Origin of the sequence: Vibrio ouci (genome assembly GCF_004551525.1) — a bacterium.
Classification (GTDB): Bacteria; Pseudomonadota; Gammaproteobacteria; order Enterobacterales; family Vibrionaceae; genus Vibrio; species Vibrio ouci.
The window spans coordinates 1-17,946 of record NZ_SATR01000055.1 but is presented as its reverse complement, the minus strand read 5'-3'; the positions used below and the strand labels follow the sequence as shown (position 1 = coordinate 17,946).

19 protein-coding genes are annotated in these 17,946 nt (G+C 47.7%); 13 read left to right on the top strand and 6 right to left on the bottom strand.

What is annotated here, in order from left to right:
- Positions 1-579: 579 nt before the first annotated feature.
- The 3 genes from ELS82_RS21390 to ELS82_RS21380 are packed head-to-tail and all read right to left on the bottom strand — an operon-like array spanning position 580 to position 4,074.
- Positions 580-1,677, bottom strand: a complete 1,098-nt coding sequence (locus tag ELS82_RS21390) for a pyridoxal phosphate-dependent aminotransferase (protein WP_052442000.1) — start codon at positions 1,675-1,677, stop codon at positions 580-582.
- Between the two features lie 3 nt (positions 1,678-1,680).
- Positions 1,681-2,895: an MFS transporter gene (locus tag ELS82_RS21385; protein WP_134837259.1), complete on the bottom strand. Its 1,215-nt coding sequence runs from the start codon at positions 2,893-2,895 to the stop codon at positions 1,681-1,683.
- Between the two features lie 15 nt (positions 2,896-2,910).
- Entirely contained in the window at positions 2,911-4,074 is a 1,164-nt protein-coding gene (locus ELS82_RS21380; RefSeq protein ID WP_052441999.1) for an ATP-grasp domain-containing protein, read from the bottom strand.
- A gap of 266 nt (positions 4,075-4,340) precedes the next feature.
- Here ELS82_RS21380 and aepX point away from each other — a divergent pair, with 266 nt between their 5' ends.
- The 13 genes from aepX (at position 4,341) to ELS82_RS21315 (ending at position 16,369) form a co-directional block, all read left to right on the top strand.
- A complete protein-coding gene (aepX, locus tag ELS82_RS21375; protein WP_231565502.1) occupies positions 4,341-5,279 on the top strand; it encodes a phosphoenolpyruvate mutase in 939 nt (312 codons plus the stop codon).
- A 10-nt stretch (positions 5,280-5,289) separates the two neighbouring features.
- Complete coding sequence (locus ELS82_RS21370; protein ID WP_134837258.1) at positions 5,290-6,486, top strand: pyridoxal phosphate-dependent aminotransferase; 1,197 nt, start codon at positions 5,290-5,292, stop codon at positions 6,484-6,486.
- Positions 6,480-7,331 (top strand): phytanoyl-CoA dioxygenase family protein, encoded by an 852-nt coding sequence (locus ELS82_RS21365; protein WP_134837257.1) that lies wholly within the window; start codon positions 6,480-6,482, stop codon positions 7,329-7,331. Before ELS82_RS21370 ends, ELS82_RS21365 begins: the two co-directional genes overlap by 7 nt.
- Positions 7,328-8,440, top strand: coding sequence for an aminotransferase class V-fold PLP-dependent enzyme (locus ELS82_RS21360; RefSeq protein ID WP_134837256.1), 1,113 nt, complete (start codon positions 7,328-7,330; stop codon positions 8,438-8,440). Before ELS82_RS21365 ends, ELS82_RS21360 begins: the two co-directional genes overlap by 4 nt.
- On the top strand, positions 8,427-9,554 hold the full coding sequence (locus tag ELS82_RS21355; RefSeq protein ID WP_134837255.1) for a pyridoxal-phosphate-dependent aminotransferase family protein: 1,128 nt from the start codon (positions 8,427-8,429) through the stop codon (positions 9,552-9,554). The genes ELS82_RS21360 and ELS82_RS21355 overlap by 14 nt, the downstream gene beginning before the upstream one ends.
- 12 nt (positions 9,555-9,566) lie before the next feature.
- Positions 9,567-10,253: an aspartyl/asparaginyl beta-hydroxylase domain-containing protein gene (locus ELS82_RS21350; protein WP_045499317.1), complete on the top strand. Its 687-nt coding sequence runs from the start codon at positions 9,567-9,569 to the stop codon at positions 10,251-10,253.
- Positions 10,254-10,268: 15 nt separating this feature from the next.
- Positions 10,269-11,027 (top strand): phosphocholine cytidylyltransferase family protein, encoded by a 759-nt coding sequence (locus tag ELS82_RS21345; protein WP_045499314.1) that lies wholly within the window; start codon positions 10,269-10,271, stop codon positions 11,025-11,027.
- Positions 10,991-11,749 (top strand): CDP-alcohol phosphatidyltransferase family protein, encoded by a 759-nt coding sequence (locus ELS82_RS21340; RefSeq protein ID WP_045499311.1) that lies wholly within the window; start codon positions 10,991-10,993, stop codon positions 11,747-11,749. The genes ELS82_RS21345 and ELS82_RS21340 overlap by 37 nt, the downstream gene beginning before the upstream one ends.
- Positions 11,750-11,768: 19 nt before the next feature.
- Positions 11,769-12,518, top strand: a complete 750-nt coding sequence (locus ELS82_RS21335; RefSeq protein ID WP_045499308.1) for an SDR family oxidoreductase — start codon at positions 11,769-11,771, stop codon at positions 12,516-12,518.
- The gene (locus ELS82_RS21330) at positions 12,463-13,323 is read left to right on the top strand and encodes an inositol monophosphatase family protein (RefSeq protein WP_167489438.1); all 861 of its coding nucleotides are present in this window, start codon (positions 12,463-12,465) and stop codon (positions 13,321-13,323) included. Before ELS82_RS21335 ends, ELS82_RS21330 begins: the two co-directional genes overlap by 56 nt.
- Positions 13,320-13,907: a formyltransferase family protein gene (locus ELS82_RS21325; RefSeq protein ID WP_052441997.1), complete on the top strand. Its 588-nt coding sequence runs from the start codon at positions 13,320-13,322 to the stop codon at positions 13,905-13,907. Before ELS82_RS21330 ends, ELS82_RS21325 begins: the two co-directional genes overlap by 4 nt.
- A gap of 24 nt (positions 13,908-13,931) precedes the next feature.
- Positions 13,932-15,041 (top strand): phosphonopyruvate decarboxylase, encoded by a 1,110-nt coding sequence (aepY, locus tag ELS82_RS21320; protein ID WP_167489436.1) that lies wholly within the window; start codon positions 13,932-13,934, stop codon positions 15,039-15,041.
- Between the two features lie 122 nt (positions 15,042-15,163).
- Positions 15,164-16,369, top strand: a complete 1,206-nt coding sequence (locus tag ELS82_RS21315; protein ID WP_045499299.1) for an ATP-grasp domain-containing protein — start codon at positions 15,164-15,166, stop codon at positions 16,367-16,369.
- Here the strand turns inward: ELS82_RS21315 and ELS82_RS21310 are convergent.
- From ELS82_RS21310 to ELS82_RS27020, 3 genes are all read right to left on the bottom strand, one after another.
- Complete coding sequence (locus tag ELS82_RS21310) at positions 16,337-16,561, bottom strand: hypothetical protein (protein WP_082040447.1); 225 nt, start codon at positions 16,559-16,561, stop codon at positions 16,337-16,339. The two genes, ELS82_RS21315 and ELS82_RS21310, sit on opposite strands and share 33 nt — an antisense overlap.
- Positions 16,562-16,596: 35 nt before the next feature.
- On the bottom strand, positions 16,597-17,127 hold the full coding sequence (locus tag ELS82_RS27025; RefSeq protein WP_244230842.1) for a TnsB C-terminal domain-containing protein: 531 nt from the start codon (positions 17,125-17,127) through the stop codon (positions 16,597-16,599).
- A 221-nt stretch (positions 17,128-17,348) separates the two neighbouring features.
- Positions 17,349-17,753 carry a hypothetical protein gene (locus ELS82_RS27020; protein ID WP_244230841.1) on the bottom strand — a complete coding sequence of 135 codons (405 nt, stop codon included), beginning with the start codon at positions 17,751-17,753 and terminating at the stop codon, positions 17,349-17,351.
- Positions 17,754-17,946: the final 193 nt, after the last annotated feature.

Genomic DNA, 17,946 nt, shown 5'->3' with positions numbered 1-17,946 from the left:
AACATTGGCATGTTTTACGGGCTGAGAGATTCAAGAAATAAGGCAGACAATGCGGATTTGCTGAGTCTACTCGGGACGAATTGCTAGAGGGACAAAGAACTAGAGCCTAAGACCTTTAAGCCTTTGAAATGCAAGTAAACATAACGCCCAATTAACGTGTGAGCAGCGCAGACACTGAACTTGAATACTGCGCCGTAAACACTAAATTCAACCCGAAGTGAGAACGCCAAGCGTTGCGAATCACTGTTGAATTGTTTGTTATGTTTTACCACAAGTTACTGACTTAAATGGCACAATAGCTCCCTGTTGACCGGCAGAGTTGCTCAGCGATCACACAGTGAAGATAGATATCGTAGCTCAAACATCGAAAGAATGCAGTTTGCAAAGCTAGCTAACTATTTAGTCAATATCCTTATCACCCAGATAGTGCTCCGCAAAGTAGTCGTGCAAGCTGCAAGCAGTTTTAGTCAACGGCTTAATCCATCACTCTATCAGAAACGTTGAAGTCAAAGCGTCGGCGCCAAAGTTAAGGGGCTACTCGCCTAACTTCGATCGAGGAGAGCCAAGGTTCATTCTCTCCTACTTCACCAACGCTAACTCTTCTTCCAATACTGCCTGAAAATGTTTGAAAGACTCCAGGCTCATCAAAGACAAACGGATGCAATGATGGAACGGAGAACTCTGATCAAAACTTCGCACATAGACTTTGTTGCGATTCAGCACCATAACCAGCTTATTCTTCGCCTCAATGTCGGCGAACTCAATCAGCAAAAAGTTTCCCTTGCCATTGAAGATCTTCAAATGGCTGCCCATTGTTGAGGTCAATAACTCGATCGTCTTCTTGCGCACAACCTCCACTTCTCTCACGTACTCCATCATGTATTCTTCATCTCGTAGAGCTGCAATCGCAGAAACCTGAGCAAACATCGAGACACTTTTTGTGTTCCGGACTAAGGCAAGAACGTCATTGAGGCTCGGATGGCAGATGCTGTAACCGAAACGAATAGACGCGAGGCCGAACGCTTTGGACAAGGTGCGACAGATGATCACGTTGTCGTATTGGGTGACGCAGCCAGCCACAGACAGTTCAGGGCAAAATTCAATATACGCTTCATCTACGACAAACAAGGTGTCTGGGTTGTAGTCAAACAGCTTCAGTAAATCCTGCGGTGGGACAAACTCCCCAGTCGGGTTGTTTGGATTACAGATGTAAGCTAACTTAGCGCCGGATAAGGAGACAGGACTAGCCCCGTATTCAAACATCGTTTTGAAATCAAGGCGACGGATCTGGGCGCCTGACACTTCACTGATCAGTCGAAAATTGTCGTATGTGGGCCCAAAGATACACACGGTATCCCCCTTTTCGACGAAGGCGCGAATGATACATTCGTGCAAAGCATCTGAGCCAGAAAAGTAGTTGAGCGTTTTGGGCGAACATTTGGTGTAACACGCCAATTCTTCAAGCAAGGCTTCATTGCGCACGTTTGGGTAATAACGCAAGCGATCAGACTGAACCAATTCCACCAGAGCTTGGCGCACCAACGGAGAAGGCTCTCGCGAGGACTCATTCCAATCAAGCTTTAAGCTTGTGACATCGGCTGGTAGCGACCAGATTTCTTGACTTGCAGGCAGATACGGTTTCACACCGTCTAATTGGTTTAAGGTAAACTTCGACATGGTTTAGTTCTCCAAACTGTTTTTTTCGCTCAACCTGTTGTTTAAGAGAAATTGCACAACGACAACAGAAAGACACATTGAGGAAAGAATGAGGAAAGTTGATTTTCCAAACGACTCCAGCAGCACACCGCCGACGAACGGACCGGTGTAGATGCCTAAAACGACCATTGATGCCACGCCAAGAAATGCCCCCCGATTTTCTTTTGGCGCGAGCTTATCCAACTGAACGCTGACGTTTGGCATCAAGACGGCTTCAGAGACACTGTACAAGACTGCGACCGCCATCCAACTGAGCATGGAGTCGGGACGAATTGCATACATCATGGCGTAAGCAAAGCAGAATATGGATGCACCAACGGAAATCTTAAATGAGGTAGAAAACCCGCCTAAGTACTGAATCGCGATAGGTTGTACCGCAATCACGACAATCGCATTGGTTGAGAACAACACGGTGATCAGGCTAATGGCCGTCTGTGGATCCGCAATATGCAGGTATTGAGGCAAGGTCGTTTCGATTTGAGCAAACAAGAGAAAGGTGATGAAACCGGAGCACAACGCAATCATAAATGGGCCGTGGGTCATGGCCAATTTCAAGCGTTGGTGAATCCCCATAGTCGCACCTTCTTGTCCACGGCCGGAGCCACAAGGAACACTGAGACTCATAGCGTAGATCGCGAAAGGAATATAAGACACCGCGGTCATGAAGAAGGTCATTCTCTGGGCATTCAACCCCGCCATCAGCCCGATCAGTGGTCCCAATACGGCCGCCACATTGACCAAGAAATATCTCGCTTGAAGCGAGAACTCTCGCAACTCTGATTCTTCGAGCAGATCGCTACTGATCGCTTTGCTTGGCGCATCAATAAAGAAGTACGAAATACCAACCAGGACCAATCCCACTGAGAAAGTAATCGGATCCTTGGCCACCCCAAGGGTCCCATACGCAATAACAGCGATGACACAGCCTAGAATAATAATGGTACGTCGTTCATAAATATCCGACAGTGCGCCTCCGTATATTCCGACTATAAATGATAGATAAGCACTCACCGTCATCATAACGCCGACTTGAGAGGGCGATAAACTGTATTCTGTGCTCAGAATAATGGCGATAAAAGGCCAAACCATAAAGTACGTCAAGCGGGTAATAAGAACAAAAAACAGAATACCTTTTACAGCTCCGGGAAGAGCGCTAATTTTAGTTAATATATTGCTCATGATGGCGCCATCCACTTAGAAAGTGTTTTTATTGATAATAGAATTAATATTTTCTATGCAGTCAGCGATATGTCCCTGCTGTAAGTTCCGCTTGAGTAAACAGAATCCAGGGCGATCGGTTGAATTATTAATAGAGCGTTCAAAATCATCATGGTCGAACTGGAAACGCAGTATATCCACTAGGCGAGAAAGTGATTCCTTTAATAAGTCGATATCTAACTTTTTATAAAGTGAAATGTACGCTAAAGAACTCTTTGGTTGATAGTTTTGTAATTTAATACTTTTATCAAAAAAACCACGCACTGTATTTTCAATTAAGTTAACCCCGGTAGCCGTTAGCACCATTTCCCAAATATAATCCCCTCCCCCTCGATTATTCACTTCAATCAATCGTACATCGTCACCATCGACTTTAAACTCGATGTGCATCGGGCCGTGATAATGGTCAAGCGCTGAGAGCAAGTCGATCGCAGCGCGCTCAATTCGGTATTTTGTCTTGTCGCACACCGGAGCGGGAAAGATATGAGAGTCTTCGACCACCGTCCCAGGGATCAAAAATTTTTCCGTAATACCAAGCACATAATGCTGTCCATTAAGGGTCAGTGTTTCGACACTGTACTCGTGTCCACCGCAATACGTTTCGAGCAGAGCGACGCCAAATTCACTCAGGAGCGACTGCGAAGCGTGCACTAACTGGTCGAGATCATGGCAAACAGAGACATTGGAGCTGCCTGCGCCCATGGTGTCTTTGACGACCAAGGGGTAACCATATTGCTCGGCAAATAATTTGGCTTCACTGAGGCAGCGAATCTCAATAAAAGGCAGGTGAAATGCACTATTTTCGAGGAACGTTCTTAACTTTGGCTTAATTCTGCACAGTTCAGATATTCTTTTATCTAAACTGGGAACATTTAATTTTTCTGCCACTTCAACAGCGGGAAGAATAGTGAATTCAGCAAATCCAAACATGGCAGAAATAGGGTATTTATCGATGGCAATTAGAGCCGCCCTTTCGACTTCTTGTACGGTAAACTCCGAAACAGGTATTACTTCTGCGCAATATTCAGCGGTATTTATTCCTATATTGTTTTCTAGCTGAATTGAAATAACATCAAATTCTTTAAGGTTAATATTTTCATAAATCTCATCTTGCCCACCAACTATAATGATACTTTTCACAATAACAACCTCTAGCTTCCTTTTATTTTAACTCTATATTAAGTTTTTATTACTATCAATAACTTTACACTTGCTTAACATCAAAAATCCTTTAAAAACATGAACTATGTCGATGTAAGTAGGCTATTGTAAAAAATAGTAATAGATATTGCATTAATGATTTATTTGTAGTTTCCTAAATGGCCACTTCGGAAAATAATAAAAATATACTTTAAATTTATATTTAAAGTCCTATTTTAATTCCTGCAATTTAAGGAGAATGTCTTTTGGAAGGAATAATAGATTTCACTGGTGAGGACACATCACTAGAGCTGAATTCAGTTACTAATTGTCAAAGGAGAAAAAGTTTAAAGCAATTACTCAAATCTAAACAATGTATTCGTATTATCGAATCGCATAGCCCTATCTCCGCCATGATCGCGGAAAAATCACGGGTAACCATTAATAATGATAATTTAGAATTTGATGGTTTTTGGTCCAGTTCTCTGACCGACTCACTATTGCAAGCGAAGCCTGACATTGAAAAGTTGGATGCCAACTTCCGACTCAAGAATATTAATAATATTTTCGATGTGACCACCAAACCGATGATCTACGACGCCGATACCGGTGGAAAACTCGAGCATTTTATCTATGACATCAAAGCCCTCGAACGTGCTGGTGTTTCTATGGTGGTGATCGAAGACAAGACTGGCTTAAAGAAAAATTCTTTGCTCGGCAACGACGTTCATCAAACCCAGGATGATATTGAATCATTCTGTCAGAAAATCCGTGTCGCAAAGAAAAACCAAATCACGCACGAGTTCATGATCGCGGCCAGAATCGAAAGCCTGATCTTAGAAAAAGGCCTCGACGATGCGTTAACGCGCGCGGACGCTTATGTGGCGGCTGGGGCAGACGCCATCCTAATCCACAGTCGTAAGAGTTGTGGTGACGAAATCCGAGAGTTCGCAGAAAAGTTCCGTTCACAGCACCCCGACATTCCGCTTGTGTGCGTACCGACCAGTTATTCCCATCTTCATTACAACGAACTGAAAGAAATGGGCTTCAACATCATTATCTATGCCAATCACATGATGCGTTCGGCCATTAACTCCATGGAGTACGTCGCGAACAGCATCTTAAGCGAAGGTTGTTCAAAACCCATCGAACAAGACTGTATCTCCGTGAAGAAGGCGCTTGCCTTTATTCCTGGCACTATCTAAGAGAAAAAAAATGTTAAACAAAAAGATTACTGAACTTGCAGAATACGCTTCAAAATCCATTTCCAGAAAGGCAAAAGAGCTGGGCGATGTCTGCGCTCTGAGTTTTGGTGAACCCTATTTTGGTCCCCCTGAGTCAGCAAAAGCGGCCATTGAGAAAAACCTCAATTACGACGCTTATGTCGCGACATTAAAACGCTATGAAGATCCACGCGGCTCATTAGAACTGCGTCAAGAAATCAGCCGCTGGTACGCCGATAACTACGGTATTTCGGTGTGTCCTGACAGTGAAATCCTCGTGACGCATGGCGGCGTCGAAGCCATCACTTTGAGTGTGATGTGTACCACGTCTGCGGGGGACAACGTTTTGGTCAGTGATCCATCTTACATGCTGTACTCACGTAACATTACTGTCCTAGAGCGTTCAGTCGAACCGCTGCGTCGTGGGCCGAACAGTCATGAATATCAAGCCGCGCTGAAAGACAAAAACACCTCATCATCACAGCCGAACCTAATGATCATCAATTCACCAGAGAACCCAAGTGGATACGTCCTGAGTGAAGAAGATTGGCAAGCCGTGGCGGACTATGCGGAGCAGAATCAAACTTGGGTGCTTCATGATGAAGTCTACGACTCAATGGCGTTTGAGCGTCCGCACCTACCTGCGGTGACCAACGACAAACTGAGAGAGCGCACGATCATGATCAACAGTTTCTCGAAAAAATTTGGCCTGCCCGGTTTACGCATTGGCTGGATGGTCGCGCCTGCCGAATTAATTGACCAAGCCGCAAAACTGCATGATTACATGTACCTAGGGGTTGGTATTCTCAACGAAAAAACGGCGATCGCCGTGTTACAGTCTGAGACCGCAGAATGGTTGGAAACCAACTGTGACGAGATCCGCGATCGCGCCAATATCGCGGTCACGACGCTCACCAAAGACCTCGGCTTCAACTGGTGTCGTTCACCACTGGGGGCGATGTTCCTGTTTCCTGAAGTGTCAGGACTCTACGAGCGGATCCCACAAAAATACAAAGATGAATTTAACTCGAAAGGAGAAGCGGTTGCCAATTACCTCCTGTTAGAAAAGGGGGTGGCGACTGTGCCTGGGAATGTCTATGGTGAGGATTCAGCGAACTACATACGCCTCGTTCTGTGTACACCTCGCGATGAGTTTGATCTGGCGATGGAAAGGTTAGCTTCATGTTAAGTCCGGAGACGCTCACGCAATCAATGGTGAGTCTCCAAGAGCGAGGGTACTGTAACCTCGCTCAGGCTTTCACCGACGAGCAACATCAGCTCTTATCTCAAGTGTATGATCGTATGTTGCAGAGATCGCTCGCGGTGTTGCAACGCGTCTCACAGTCTAACCAATCGCTCAGTGAGTTTTACAAAAGTGGTCAAGAGAAGGTCATCGTCGTGCCGGAAAATGACAACAGGAGTGAAATTTGCCGCTTTGAATACATCACTCCTGAGTCAACGGTGATCAACCGCCAATTAGTGCCCTACTTTCAGCAAGTGCTGTTTGACATCACCGGAACTCGCTACACCTTGTTCAAAGACAAATGTAATGTGAAAAGACCGGGCGGCGGTGCGTTTGGTTGTCACCAGGACTACCCTGCGTATGCCGATTTCGCGCCTGACGCTCATTTGACGGTCGCGATATTCCTCGATCAGCCTACGATCCGTAATGGTTGTTTAGAGATGGCCGTTAACTGGAAACAAGTGATGGACACCGACGGAGCGCGCGATCACGCCTATCCGGAACAAACTGTCTTCCGCCGCGATCCTGATTCCGGTGACGTTCTGCCCGACATTGCCGACCAGTTTCACTGGCAACGCATTCTTCCACAGCGCAACGATCTGGTGATTTTTGACTCAGTGGTCCCACATCGCTCAGAAATCAATGCCAGTCAGGGCGCTCGCCGAGCGTTCTTTTTCACCTTCGCCCCAGAGAGCTCAGGGGACCATTATGAGCACTACTATCACGCGAAGCGTCAAGTGTACGACAACCCTAAGTTCCATCTCTCAACCCCTACGGATAGAGGCTTATGAACAACACCATACCGAGTACGGTTGAAGATCAGTTGCTGTTTACGCCAGGTCCACTTAAGACCACGCGTTCCGTCAAGGCCGCGGCGATGAAAGATATCGGCTCACGAACCCACTTAATGCGCGATGTGACATTGCAGATCATCGATTCATTGCAGTCTATCTCCGAATTATCAAGCGACTATGCCGCCGTCTTGATGCAAGGCAGCGGCACCTTCTCCGTCGAAGCCATGATCAGTTCGTTACTGGACGAACAAGCTCAGGTCTTGATCTTGCTTTCTGGGGAATACTCACAACGTATGGCGGATATCTGTGATGTGTACAGGATCCCCAACCAAGTCTTGACGTTTGATGAAGAGTTGGGGATCTGCCCCAATACGTTACGCGACTTTTTGCAGACCACAAAGACGCGCTTTTCTCACCTGCTGTTCGTGCATTACGAAACCGCGTTAGGAGTGGTCAATCCTTATGACGCAGTCATGGAAGTGGCAAACCAATACGCGTTGAAAGTCATGGTCGATTGTGTCAGTTCGTTTGGTTTGCTTCCGGTATTCAGTTCGTACCCGAACCTGATCGCACTGGCTTCATCGGCCAATAAATGCCTCCAGGGCTTGACGGGGGTATCATTCGTTCTTGTTCATCGAGATGAGCTGCACATCTCGCGCCGAAAACGCACCCTGTCTTTTGATTTGAAAGCGCAACATGACGCTTTTATCGCGAACGGCGAGTGGCGTTTTTCGCCGCCAGTCCAGGTCCTGCTCGCCTTTCAACAAGCCTTATTCGAGTACACCGAAAAAGGGGGACGCCAACAGCAATATCGCGATTACTTAGCACTGAGAAACTACCTCGACGACAAGCTGGTCACACTGGGGATTTATCCGGTGATCGACAAAGCGATCAGTGCGCCAATCATTAATACTTACTCGCTTCCGTCAACGCTAGAGTATGGCCATCTTGCTCGAACTCTGGCGGCCAAGAACATCGTCATTTACGCCTCGAAACGTCAAGGGTGCTTTCGTATTGGCACCGCGGGTGATATCACCCGGGCCGATATTGATCGGTTGACGACAGAAATCCGCGCGGCCCTCGAGGTCTGTCATGAGCAATGCTAATGTCACCAACAGCCGTATCACGGGGCCAACACCTTTGCCCCGCTCGTCGATGGCCTACATCAATCAGCAAATGGTGAGTCACCGCAGCGCGTCCTTTAAAGCGACCTATGGCAATGTCCAAACCGGATTGCAGGCGCTGTTGAACACGACGTGTACCCCGTTGCTCTTCACCAGTTCTGGTACGGCAGCGATGGAGTCGACCGTCGACAACCTGTTAGGCCCGAGCGATCGCGCGCTGACTTTGTCCTGTGGTTATTACGGCGATCTTTTTCACCGCATGGTTGCGATGAAGTTAGGTCACAACGCCCATTTGTTGCGCGCCGAAGAAGGCCATTCAATCGACCTATCGCACTTGAAAAAGGCATTAATCAGTCAGCCATATAAAGCCATATTCCTGACTCACAATGAGAGCTCTACCGGCGTAACCAACCCGCTCAAAGAGATGGTCGCGCTGATACGCCAACACAGTGATGCACTGATCATTGTCGACAGCATCAGTGGTCTCGGGGGACTCAGTATTCCCTTTGACGCGTGGGATCTGGATGTGCTGATTGGCGTAACGCAAAAAGGCTTGATGTCCCCTCCCGGGATGTCAATCGTGGTGGTGAATGACCGCGCGCTTGACGAGTCACGGCAACAGCGCAATTTCGGTAGTGTGGCATTTAACTACCCAAAAGCCCACGCGTTGGCGCTCGAACGGCAGACACTAACCACACCATCGCTGCATGCGTTTTGGGGATTAGAACACGCCTTAGCGACGATGGCAGACATCGGCTTTGAACACGTCTTTCAACATCATCGTGACATTGCCCATCTTTCACGCACGTTGGCAAAACAGAACGGGTTTACGCTGTTCTCTCAGCCTCACTGCCATTCCGATACGATCACCGCGCTCGAAATGGACGCAGGCATTCTGGCCAGCGATATCGCTGCTCGTTTGTCGTCCAAGCATGGCATCGCCGTTGGCGTGGGCAATGGGAAATTCACCGACTCCGTCCTGCGCATCGCGCATATGGGATATGTCTCCGACCAGGACATACACGATGTTTATTCATCGCTCTCAGACATGATGAAGAGCGACGCACTGCCTTTTTCATCCCCCCTATTACGATAAGGAAAATAATGAATGAAAACCCCTTTCGCTGGCCTAGCCGATAGCTTGATCCAAAAATCCCTCAACCGTGCGTTTATCAATTTTGCGGGCGGCGAAGAGCGAGCGCCATTTATGGCGCCGAGTACCTGCCTGCCTCTGAGCGACATCTTGAATGACAATTTCGAACGGATCCAGTCAGAGATATTTGCACTGCTCAAGACACGTTCTCTGACTCGCTACGAAGAGATTGATAAGAAAAGGGCGGATGAAGTTTCCAAAGACTGGAAGCTGTTTTATGTCAAGTTGCTTAATGAATACAATGAATTAGGCATATCATTGTGCCCTAATATCTACGAACTCACCAAGCAGCACGACGAGATCTTGTCAATCGCCATCGCGGTGTTGGAACCGAGTGTCTGTTTGGCTGCGCACGAAGGACCCTATGCGGGCATCCTACGATACCACCTCGGCATAGAAGTGCCAGAGACCAACCCCCCTTACATTCGAGTCAAGGACCAATTTTACACCTGGCAAGTGGGTGACAGTATTGTCTTGGATGATGTCTTTGATCACGAAGTCGTTAACCAAGCGTCAGAACGACGCGTGATACTCATCGTAGACTTCAAACGACCGATGCCCAAGCTGTATGACAAGCTCAACGATTTCTACTTAAAACGCATGCAGCGTCGTGCCAAAAGCTTAATTCAAAAATCGAACTAACCACAGGAAGCAATTGTGAAGGTACTCTTACTCGCGGCGGGTATCGGTAGCCGCTTAGGCAACTTAACCGCAGATAAACACAAGTCTTTACTCGCGATCAACGGCGAGCAGTCAATTCTTGACTACCAATTACGCTCAATGGATAAAGCGGGCCTCAACGAGGTCAATATTGTGGTGGGCCACTGCTCCGAATCGTTGGCACTGTATTGTCAACGCTACTCTAAGCGCCATGACATTAGCTTGATTAAAAACGATCATTACGCCTCAAAGAACATCGATTGGAGCGTGTATCTCGGTTTGACGTCGATTGACGAGGATCTGATTTACATCGAAGGGGACATGGTTTTGCAATCGGAGATCTTGACGGAGCTGAAACAGTCGACGGCCGACATATGCTTGATTGTCGATCAACAACCCAAAAGTCAACACGTCGATACGGTAGTCCGCTCGCTTGCGGAACGTGACACCCTTTTCATTGATGTCAAAGAGCACGGTTTTCACTCCGACGCTTCTCTTGAAAACGCGCTAGGCGAATTCGTCTGTGCGATTAAGATCAGCAATAGGGCGCGTCAGTTGTTGCTCGATAAACTGGCCACTTTTGAATTCGATGGTGTCATCCAGTTCTACAGTGCCATCAATGACATCTTGCCAGAGGTGAGCTTCTGTTATCGCGATTGCCAACAGTTTGACTGGGTCGAAGTAGACAATGTCAAAGATCTTGAGCGTGCCAAGGAGTTATGCCAGACGACCAACTTTGGTTTGGACAAGGACTGAGCCACATGAGTACTAAGTCAACCACATTGAAACGCCCGATCATGACGCCGAATCAAATCACCCTGTTGCGATTTGTCCTCACGCTCGTCTTATTCGGGGTTTGGCTATGCGTACCGTTGTCCTGGCTACAGAAAGCGGTGATCTGCGTCGTTTTTGCGGCGATATTCATCTTAGACAACATTGACGGGATCATCGCGAGAAAGTATGCCCTTTCCTCTCTGTCTGGGCATTACTTCGACGCCGCTGTCGACGTCGTTACCTACTTTTGTCTTGCCTTTATGTTGCATGCCGAAGGCATTGTACCGCTTTACTTTATTGCGTTGATGCTCATTCGAGAAGTCTTAGTCGTGTACATCAAGGCGTACCTCGCCGAAACGTGCAAGCACGTCGCCACTTCACCACTGGCGGTAGTCAAATGTGAGCTGATCGGTGTCCCCTTTGCCTTACTGTATATCGTCTTCTCTGGTGACAGCCTCACTCAGTACATGGCCATCACGATGGTGTTGGTCTACTTCACTACCCTAAGACTGTGGTACGCCATTACCGGTAGGCAACAACTTCTGTTGTTGGTAACGGCCGTCATCCCGCTTTTGCTCTACCCTGTGGTCAGTCATTTTCTTTCCATAGCCGAGTGGTATCTCTATAGCTACATGACGATAGCCGCTCTTTTTTCGTACGTCTCAGCGTTGGGTTACTTCAACTTAATGTGGTCTGAGAGATAACCTCGATAGGAACAATCTTATGAATGAAAAAGTTCTTCTCGTCACCGGCTCGAGTCGCGGGATCGGTGCCGCCACCGCAATCCAAGCGGCCGAACAAGGCTACGCCGTCTGTTTAAATTATGTGCATGATGAACGTGCGGCGTTTGACACTCGAGATAAAATCTTGGCGCTTGGGGCACGGTGCATCGCGGTTCAAGCTGACGCCTCAAATCGCGACCAAGTCGATGCCATGTTTGACGCCATTGACCATCATCTTGGTCCCCTTACGCACTTGGTCAACAACGTCGGGATTTTGAAACAGAAGATGCCCTTGATTGACATGGATGGTGAACGATTCCAGCATGTGCTGCTGACCAACGTCATGAGCCATTTCTATTGCTCACATCAAGCCATCAAGCGGATGGCCCAGTCTCGCGGTGGACGGGGTGGCGCGATTGTCAATGTGTCATCAGGCGCCTCCCGAAGTGGCTCGCCATTTGAATACATCGACTATGCAGCCTCAAAAGGCGCCGTCGATACATTCACCACGGGCTTGGCCAAAGAGGTGGCTGCCGAAGGCATTCGGGTCAACTGTGTACGTCCAGGCGGTATTTACACCGATATTCACGCTGACGGGGGCGAACCAGATCGAGTCGCGCGAATTAGCCAACAGTTTCCAATGAAGCGAGGCGGTACCCCAGAAGAAGTGGCCAATGCGATACTGTGGCTGCTGAGTGACGACGCGTCGTTTGTCACTGGAAGCTTTACCGATCTGTGTGGTGGCCTGTAACATGACCATTGCCCCCTTTTCCTGGTCGCAAGCCACCCAGCAACGCCATGACTTTTGCCTCTCGATCATCAAAACATTGGCGCAGTATCAATGCCGCTACACGGTAAATTCGCAGGACATCGCCATCAAATCCGATGCCTCGCCAGTGTCGATAGCCGACATTGAGAGCGAACGGATATTTCGTGACGCCGTCACCCGAGAATTTGCCTCAGACAGCGTTCAGGGCGAAGAATTGGGCCAGACTGAACCGTCGCAGTTCAATTGGGTGATCGACCCAATAGACGGCACAAGAAAATTCATCCGAGGCATCCCAACCTGGGGCATCTCGATCGCGCTTGAATACCGCGGTCACGTCGTCGCGGCAGCCATTTGCTTGCCAGCAACGGGTGACGTTTGGTCTGCAGTCTACCAACAGGGTGCCTTCAAAAACAACCAGCCGATACAGGTGAGCGAAGTGGCCGAAATCAACGACGCGTACATCACCACGTCGGCAAGAAAGTACTTTGTCGAGATTGGCCAGCAAGCCTGTTACGACGCGGTTCATTGCCAAGCTTTGCATGATCCTGGTTTTCTCGATGTGTACAGTTTTGCCATGTTATGTGATGGCCGAATCGATGGCATTGTTTCCTGCCAAGATCACTGGTGGGACATTGCAGCGGCCACGTTGATTTTGAGCGAATCCGGCGGGTGTTATCACTTTTCCTCTGAGCAAGATCGCCCCGATAACGGAGTGAACATTTTTACCAATGGCAAACTGCGCAACCAACTCTCAACACTCATCAATACAAAGGAAGTTCAGATATGAAAACGTGTGTACTGATCACCACCGCACGCGAAGAGCAAGCGAATAGGATCCATGAGATTACCCGACAGTTTTTCGATGTTAAACTCTTTTCTAAACATGATTGGGACAACAAAGACGTTACCGAGGCGCTCGAACAGACGCTGATGTCCGGCGAGATTGATTACTTATTCAGTTTTTGTTGTCCATTGATCGTGCCACAATATTTGCTCGATAGCGTGCGTTGTCAGAGCGTCAATCTCCACCCCTCTCCCCCAGAATATCCGGGGGTGAAAGGCGCCTTTCGTGCCTGTTGGGATCACAAAACGGAATTCGGTGTCACCGCACATCTGATGGAAGAAAAAGTCGACACGGGGAATATTCTCAGAGTCCAACGCTTCCCCATCCTGGATAATACCGATCCAGAAGCGCTCACGCTGACGTCGTTCGTTCATAGCATAGAACTCTATGAAAACGTTATCCGTGACATCGCTGAGGAAAGGCCGTTTCAATGTCATGAGCAATGGTCGAACTTTACCATGAGCCGAAAACGGTTTGCCAAGCTACTTAGTGCCCGCCAAACATTAGCACTTCAACCAAACGGGTAACCCATGATATCACCAATTGAATTTTTGCACGCCCTCCACCATCATGGCATCGATAGTTACTATGGGGTCCCGGATTCTCTGCTTAAGAGCTTTGGTCAGGCATTGAATGAGGCGCCATTCGTTCAACATCACCACATAACGCCCAACGAAGGAATCGCGATATCGCGAGCGATTGGCTATTATTCGGCAACGCAAAAAGTGCCCGTCGTTTACATGCAAAACTCAGGGTTAGGCAATGCGGTTAACCCCCTACTGTCGCTCGCAGACAGCCAAGTCTATGGCGTTCCGATGCTGATCATCGTTGGGTGGCGAGGTGAGATGCTCGCCACAGAGCAACTGGCCGATGAACCTCAGCACCGCAAACAAGGGCGCGTCACCACCGAGCTCATTGACGTGATGGGATACCCCTGCTTGATCTTGGATAAAAACAGCGATTTTAGGCAGGTGATTGACGACAGTTTGCAGCGCGCCAAGCAGCTTCAAGCCCCGGTCTTCTTGGTGGTACGTAAGGGCACCTTCTCTGCTTGTGACTCTAGCCGCGATGTGAACCGATTTGACCTCAGCCGAGAACACGCTATAGAGACCGTTCTCCAAGCCCTGCCAGAAGATTGCATCTCTGTCGCGACGACGGGCAAAGCGGGACGAGAAATTTTCGAGCTCAGGAAAACGCTCAACATGCCTCATAACCGCGATTTTTTGTGTGTCGGTGGCATGGGACACGCTTCAAGTATCGCCGCGGAAATCGCGCACCACAAACCGGATCGATCTGTGGTCTGTTTTGACGGCGACGGCGCGGTTTTAATGCATCTGGCCTCGTTGCAACACGCCGCCTCTCAACCTAACTTACTGCATATCGTATTAAACAACTGCGCGCATGAATCGGTTGGCGGCCAACGTACACAGTTTGATGATCTTGAGGCGCACGCGCTAGCGCAAGCCTTCGGATACCAACATTTTGCTTATGTCACCGACGTCGACGCAATTGGCAGAGAGGTCGACTACTTCTTAACCAAACCGACCTCAACGCTGCTTATTATAGGCTGCAAGATTGGCAGTCGAGACGATCTTGGTAGGCCAACGATATCCACTCAGGAGCAGTACGCGGCCTTCACCGAATTCGTTTCATCGTACTAACGCTCATCGTGGCAACTGAGTGTTGGCAGTGGCCAGCACTCTAGCGCCCAAAGGCCCATGCGAGTGGTCATGCCATTGAGGGCTTTGGGTGTTTACTTTTCAACACTCCTAAGGAGAATCATGTGGAAGATGTGACGGTTGTTGTTTCAAGAAATGACTATACATCGATTGTAAAAGATGGCGACGTAATTGCGCCTCTGAAAGTAGGGAATATCATCTATGTGTTCTCTGTACACTGCTCGGTGATCCCGAACAATACCCCTTTTGAAGAGCTCCACCTCATCGAGCTGGTCAACGCTCAACAATATTTGGCCGACTTACTGACGTCGATCGGCACGCGGCACCGTATCCGCGACGTTGTCTTTACGGGAGAAGAAGACTTGTTGCCTGTCGCTTATGCCAAGCAAGCGCTTGGTCTGCCTGGAGTGCATCTCGAACAAGCGCAACTGTTTCGAAACAAGTTGCTAATGAAGCAGCGATTGGCCCCGACATCGATTGTCATTCCTGCCTTCTCGCCCGCCTCAGAGACCCAACGTTTGTTCGCAATGCTCAAGCAGTTTGGAAAGCTGATCATAAAACCACAAGACGGCTACTCTTCGAAAGCCATTACGGTCGTTTCGAGTCCCCAAGCGCTGGAGCACTATCTTTCAGAAAACCATGAATGCTTGGATCAGTACCTCGCCGAAGAGTTCATTGCGCACGACATGTTCCATTTGGACGCCGTTGTGGCTAACGGAGACATTTTGTTCTCTACATTGGGTAAGTATGATCAGCCGTTGTTTGAATACCGTGACCACCAATGGATCATCTCGAGATTGACCAATCAAAAGTCCGCATTACATGAACAAGCAAAACGGGCACTGGAGCAAATCCTCAAGCATTTTGACACCCATTCTGGCGTCTTTCATTTCGAGTTTTTCTCTGATGGAGAGAGTGTGGTGTTCTGTGAAATTGCCATGCGCCCGGCAGGCGGGGCCATCTCAGAAGCCATCTACGAGATCTGGGGCATCCATTTGCATGAAATCAATGTCCAACTGCAACTGGGTATGCCGTTTGTGTTACCAGAACTGGAAGACAAACACGCGGCAATCATGTTACTCACGAGTCAACAAGAGGGGAGTATTCATGCCCTATTGGAACAAGACTTCTTGCTCCAAAATGGCCACTCAGTGCTCAAACAGAAACAAGTCGGAGACAAGGTGATCCCGTGTCGATTCAGCTCAGACAGTATCCTTAATATCGTGGCGAGCAATGTGGATGAAGCGCAGCTCAACCATGCTATAGAAGAAATTAAGTCAAAACAGTACTACCACATCGTCACACAATGAGATTAGGAGGCCGAAATAACGTACCTCAAGAGTGACGACCATTACCTGCTCATCAACCTTAGACTCGATGAGCAGGTTCGCTTTATCTGTGTTCAGAATGTACACATAGCAGTCACGGTCAAGTAAGAATCTCCGTCTGCGCTCCAAAAGGAGTACGTCACCATTAAGCCGATATTTTGGGGAAATCTTCATTGAGGGTCTCCTCGACGCCCAATGCAAGAATTTATCTAACTGTCGATTACGGCATTTTCAAGCGGGTCGTAGTCTTTCCTCTCGAATACGTTAGTAAAACTCTTTCCGGGTATCCTAGAGAGTAGTCGATTATTGATTGTGCGAAAGTAACGCTCTACTGACCCCTTGAGCCAAGGCTTTTTAGTCGGGTTTTTCTTAACTTTTATTTTCAGATCTTTGCACGCTATTTTGAAGTCACTACTGTTAAACTCAGTACCATTGTCGACAATCAAATGCTCAGGCAAGCCATAACAAGGCCAACACCCTTCTACTGATGGGTATAGTTCTTTGACGTGTTCTTTTGGAAGAATTGCATTCACAAGTGCCAGTGATACTGATAAGTAACTCGGCGGCTCGAACCCTAGATAGAAACCCACAATGCTCTTTGTATGAGTATCGTACAAAACTGTGAGCCAGGGTCGCCCTAACGGTATACCGTTTTTTTCATCAATAATAAATAAATCAAGCCTAGTATGGTCCGCTTCTACACGTTCCAATACTCGTGTTGTTGCTGGCCTTTTCCCCACTTTTCTGAAAGTAGAATCAGCTACACTTTTTCCCTTTCTAAGTAGTATTTTTTCGTACTCAGAGTGCTTTCTTAGTCTCTTCCTAAATGCCTGTATTGAGAACGGTTCAAATTGAGTTCCATTGATTTCATTATGCCGATCAATTTCAACCTCAAGAGTTACGTATGCCGATGTTGCTGTCGGGCATTCTTCAGAGAAGTAATTTCTTATTGCACCTTGAATTAAAGGTTCCAGTTCATCGGGAGTATTTTTTTTGTATTGCCAGCAGAGACTTTAGGAATTAGGGAGTTAAGCTGAAAATTTGATTTTTTAAAATCTCTCCAGTACCTATAAATGCTGATTGCTGATGGTGTACTTGAACCAAATTTATCTATTAAAGCAGTAAGTGACTCATCTATTTGCTTTTTGGAAAAATCGGTACCATATTGATCTATAAGGAATTCTAGAATGTTATATCTATGTATGGCCTCATTTCTTCGGTCTTCACCAACAGAAAAGACATCCTTAAACGTCAGATCAACATCTTTCCATAAGGGGAGTGATAGCGTTTCCTTTGGTTTCGATTCATTATCGAAGTTAGTACTTGGAAATAGCTCGCCAAATCGCTTAGAACCTTCACTTGGCATGCCTAAGAGCTCCAAATAGGGCTTTGCCAACCAATAGGCTGGTGCATATCGGTGTTTTTCAAGATAGTTGCCATCATTTGCTCGCTTATTAAGCAGCTTCTCTTTCTGGATTTAGGTGGACTTCGCCAACTGGCTTACAGTTCCTGATATCACCAGTCCATCGTTCAGGTTTTCGCTGTTTTGCAGCGAGTAA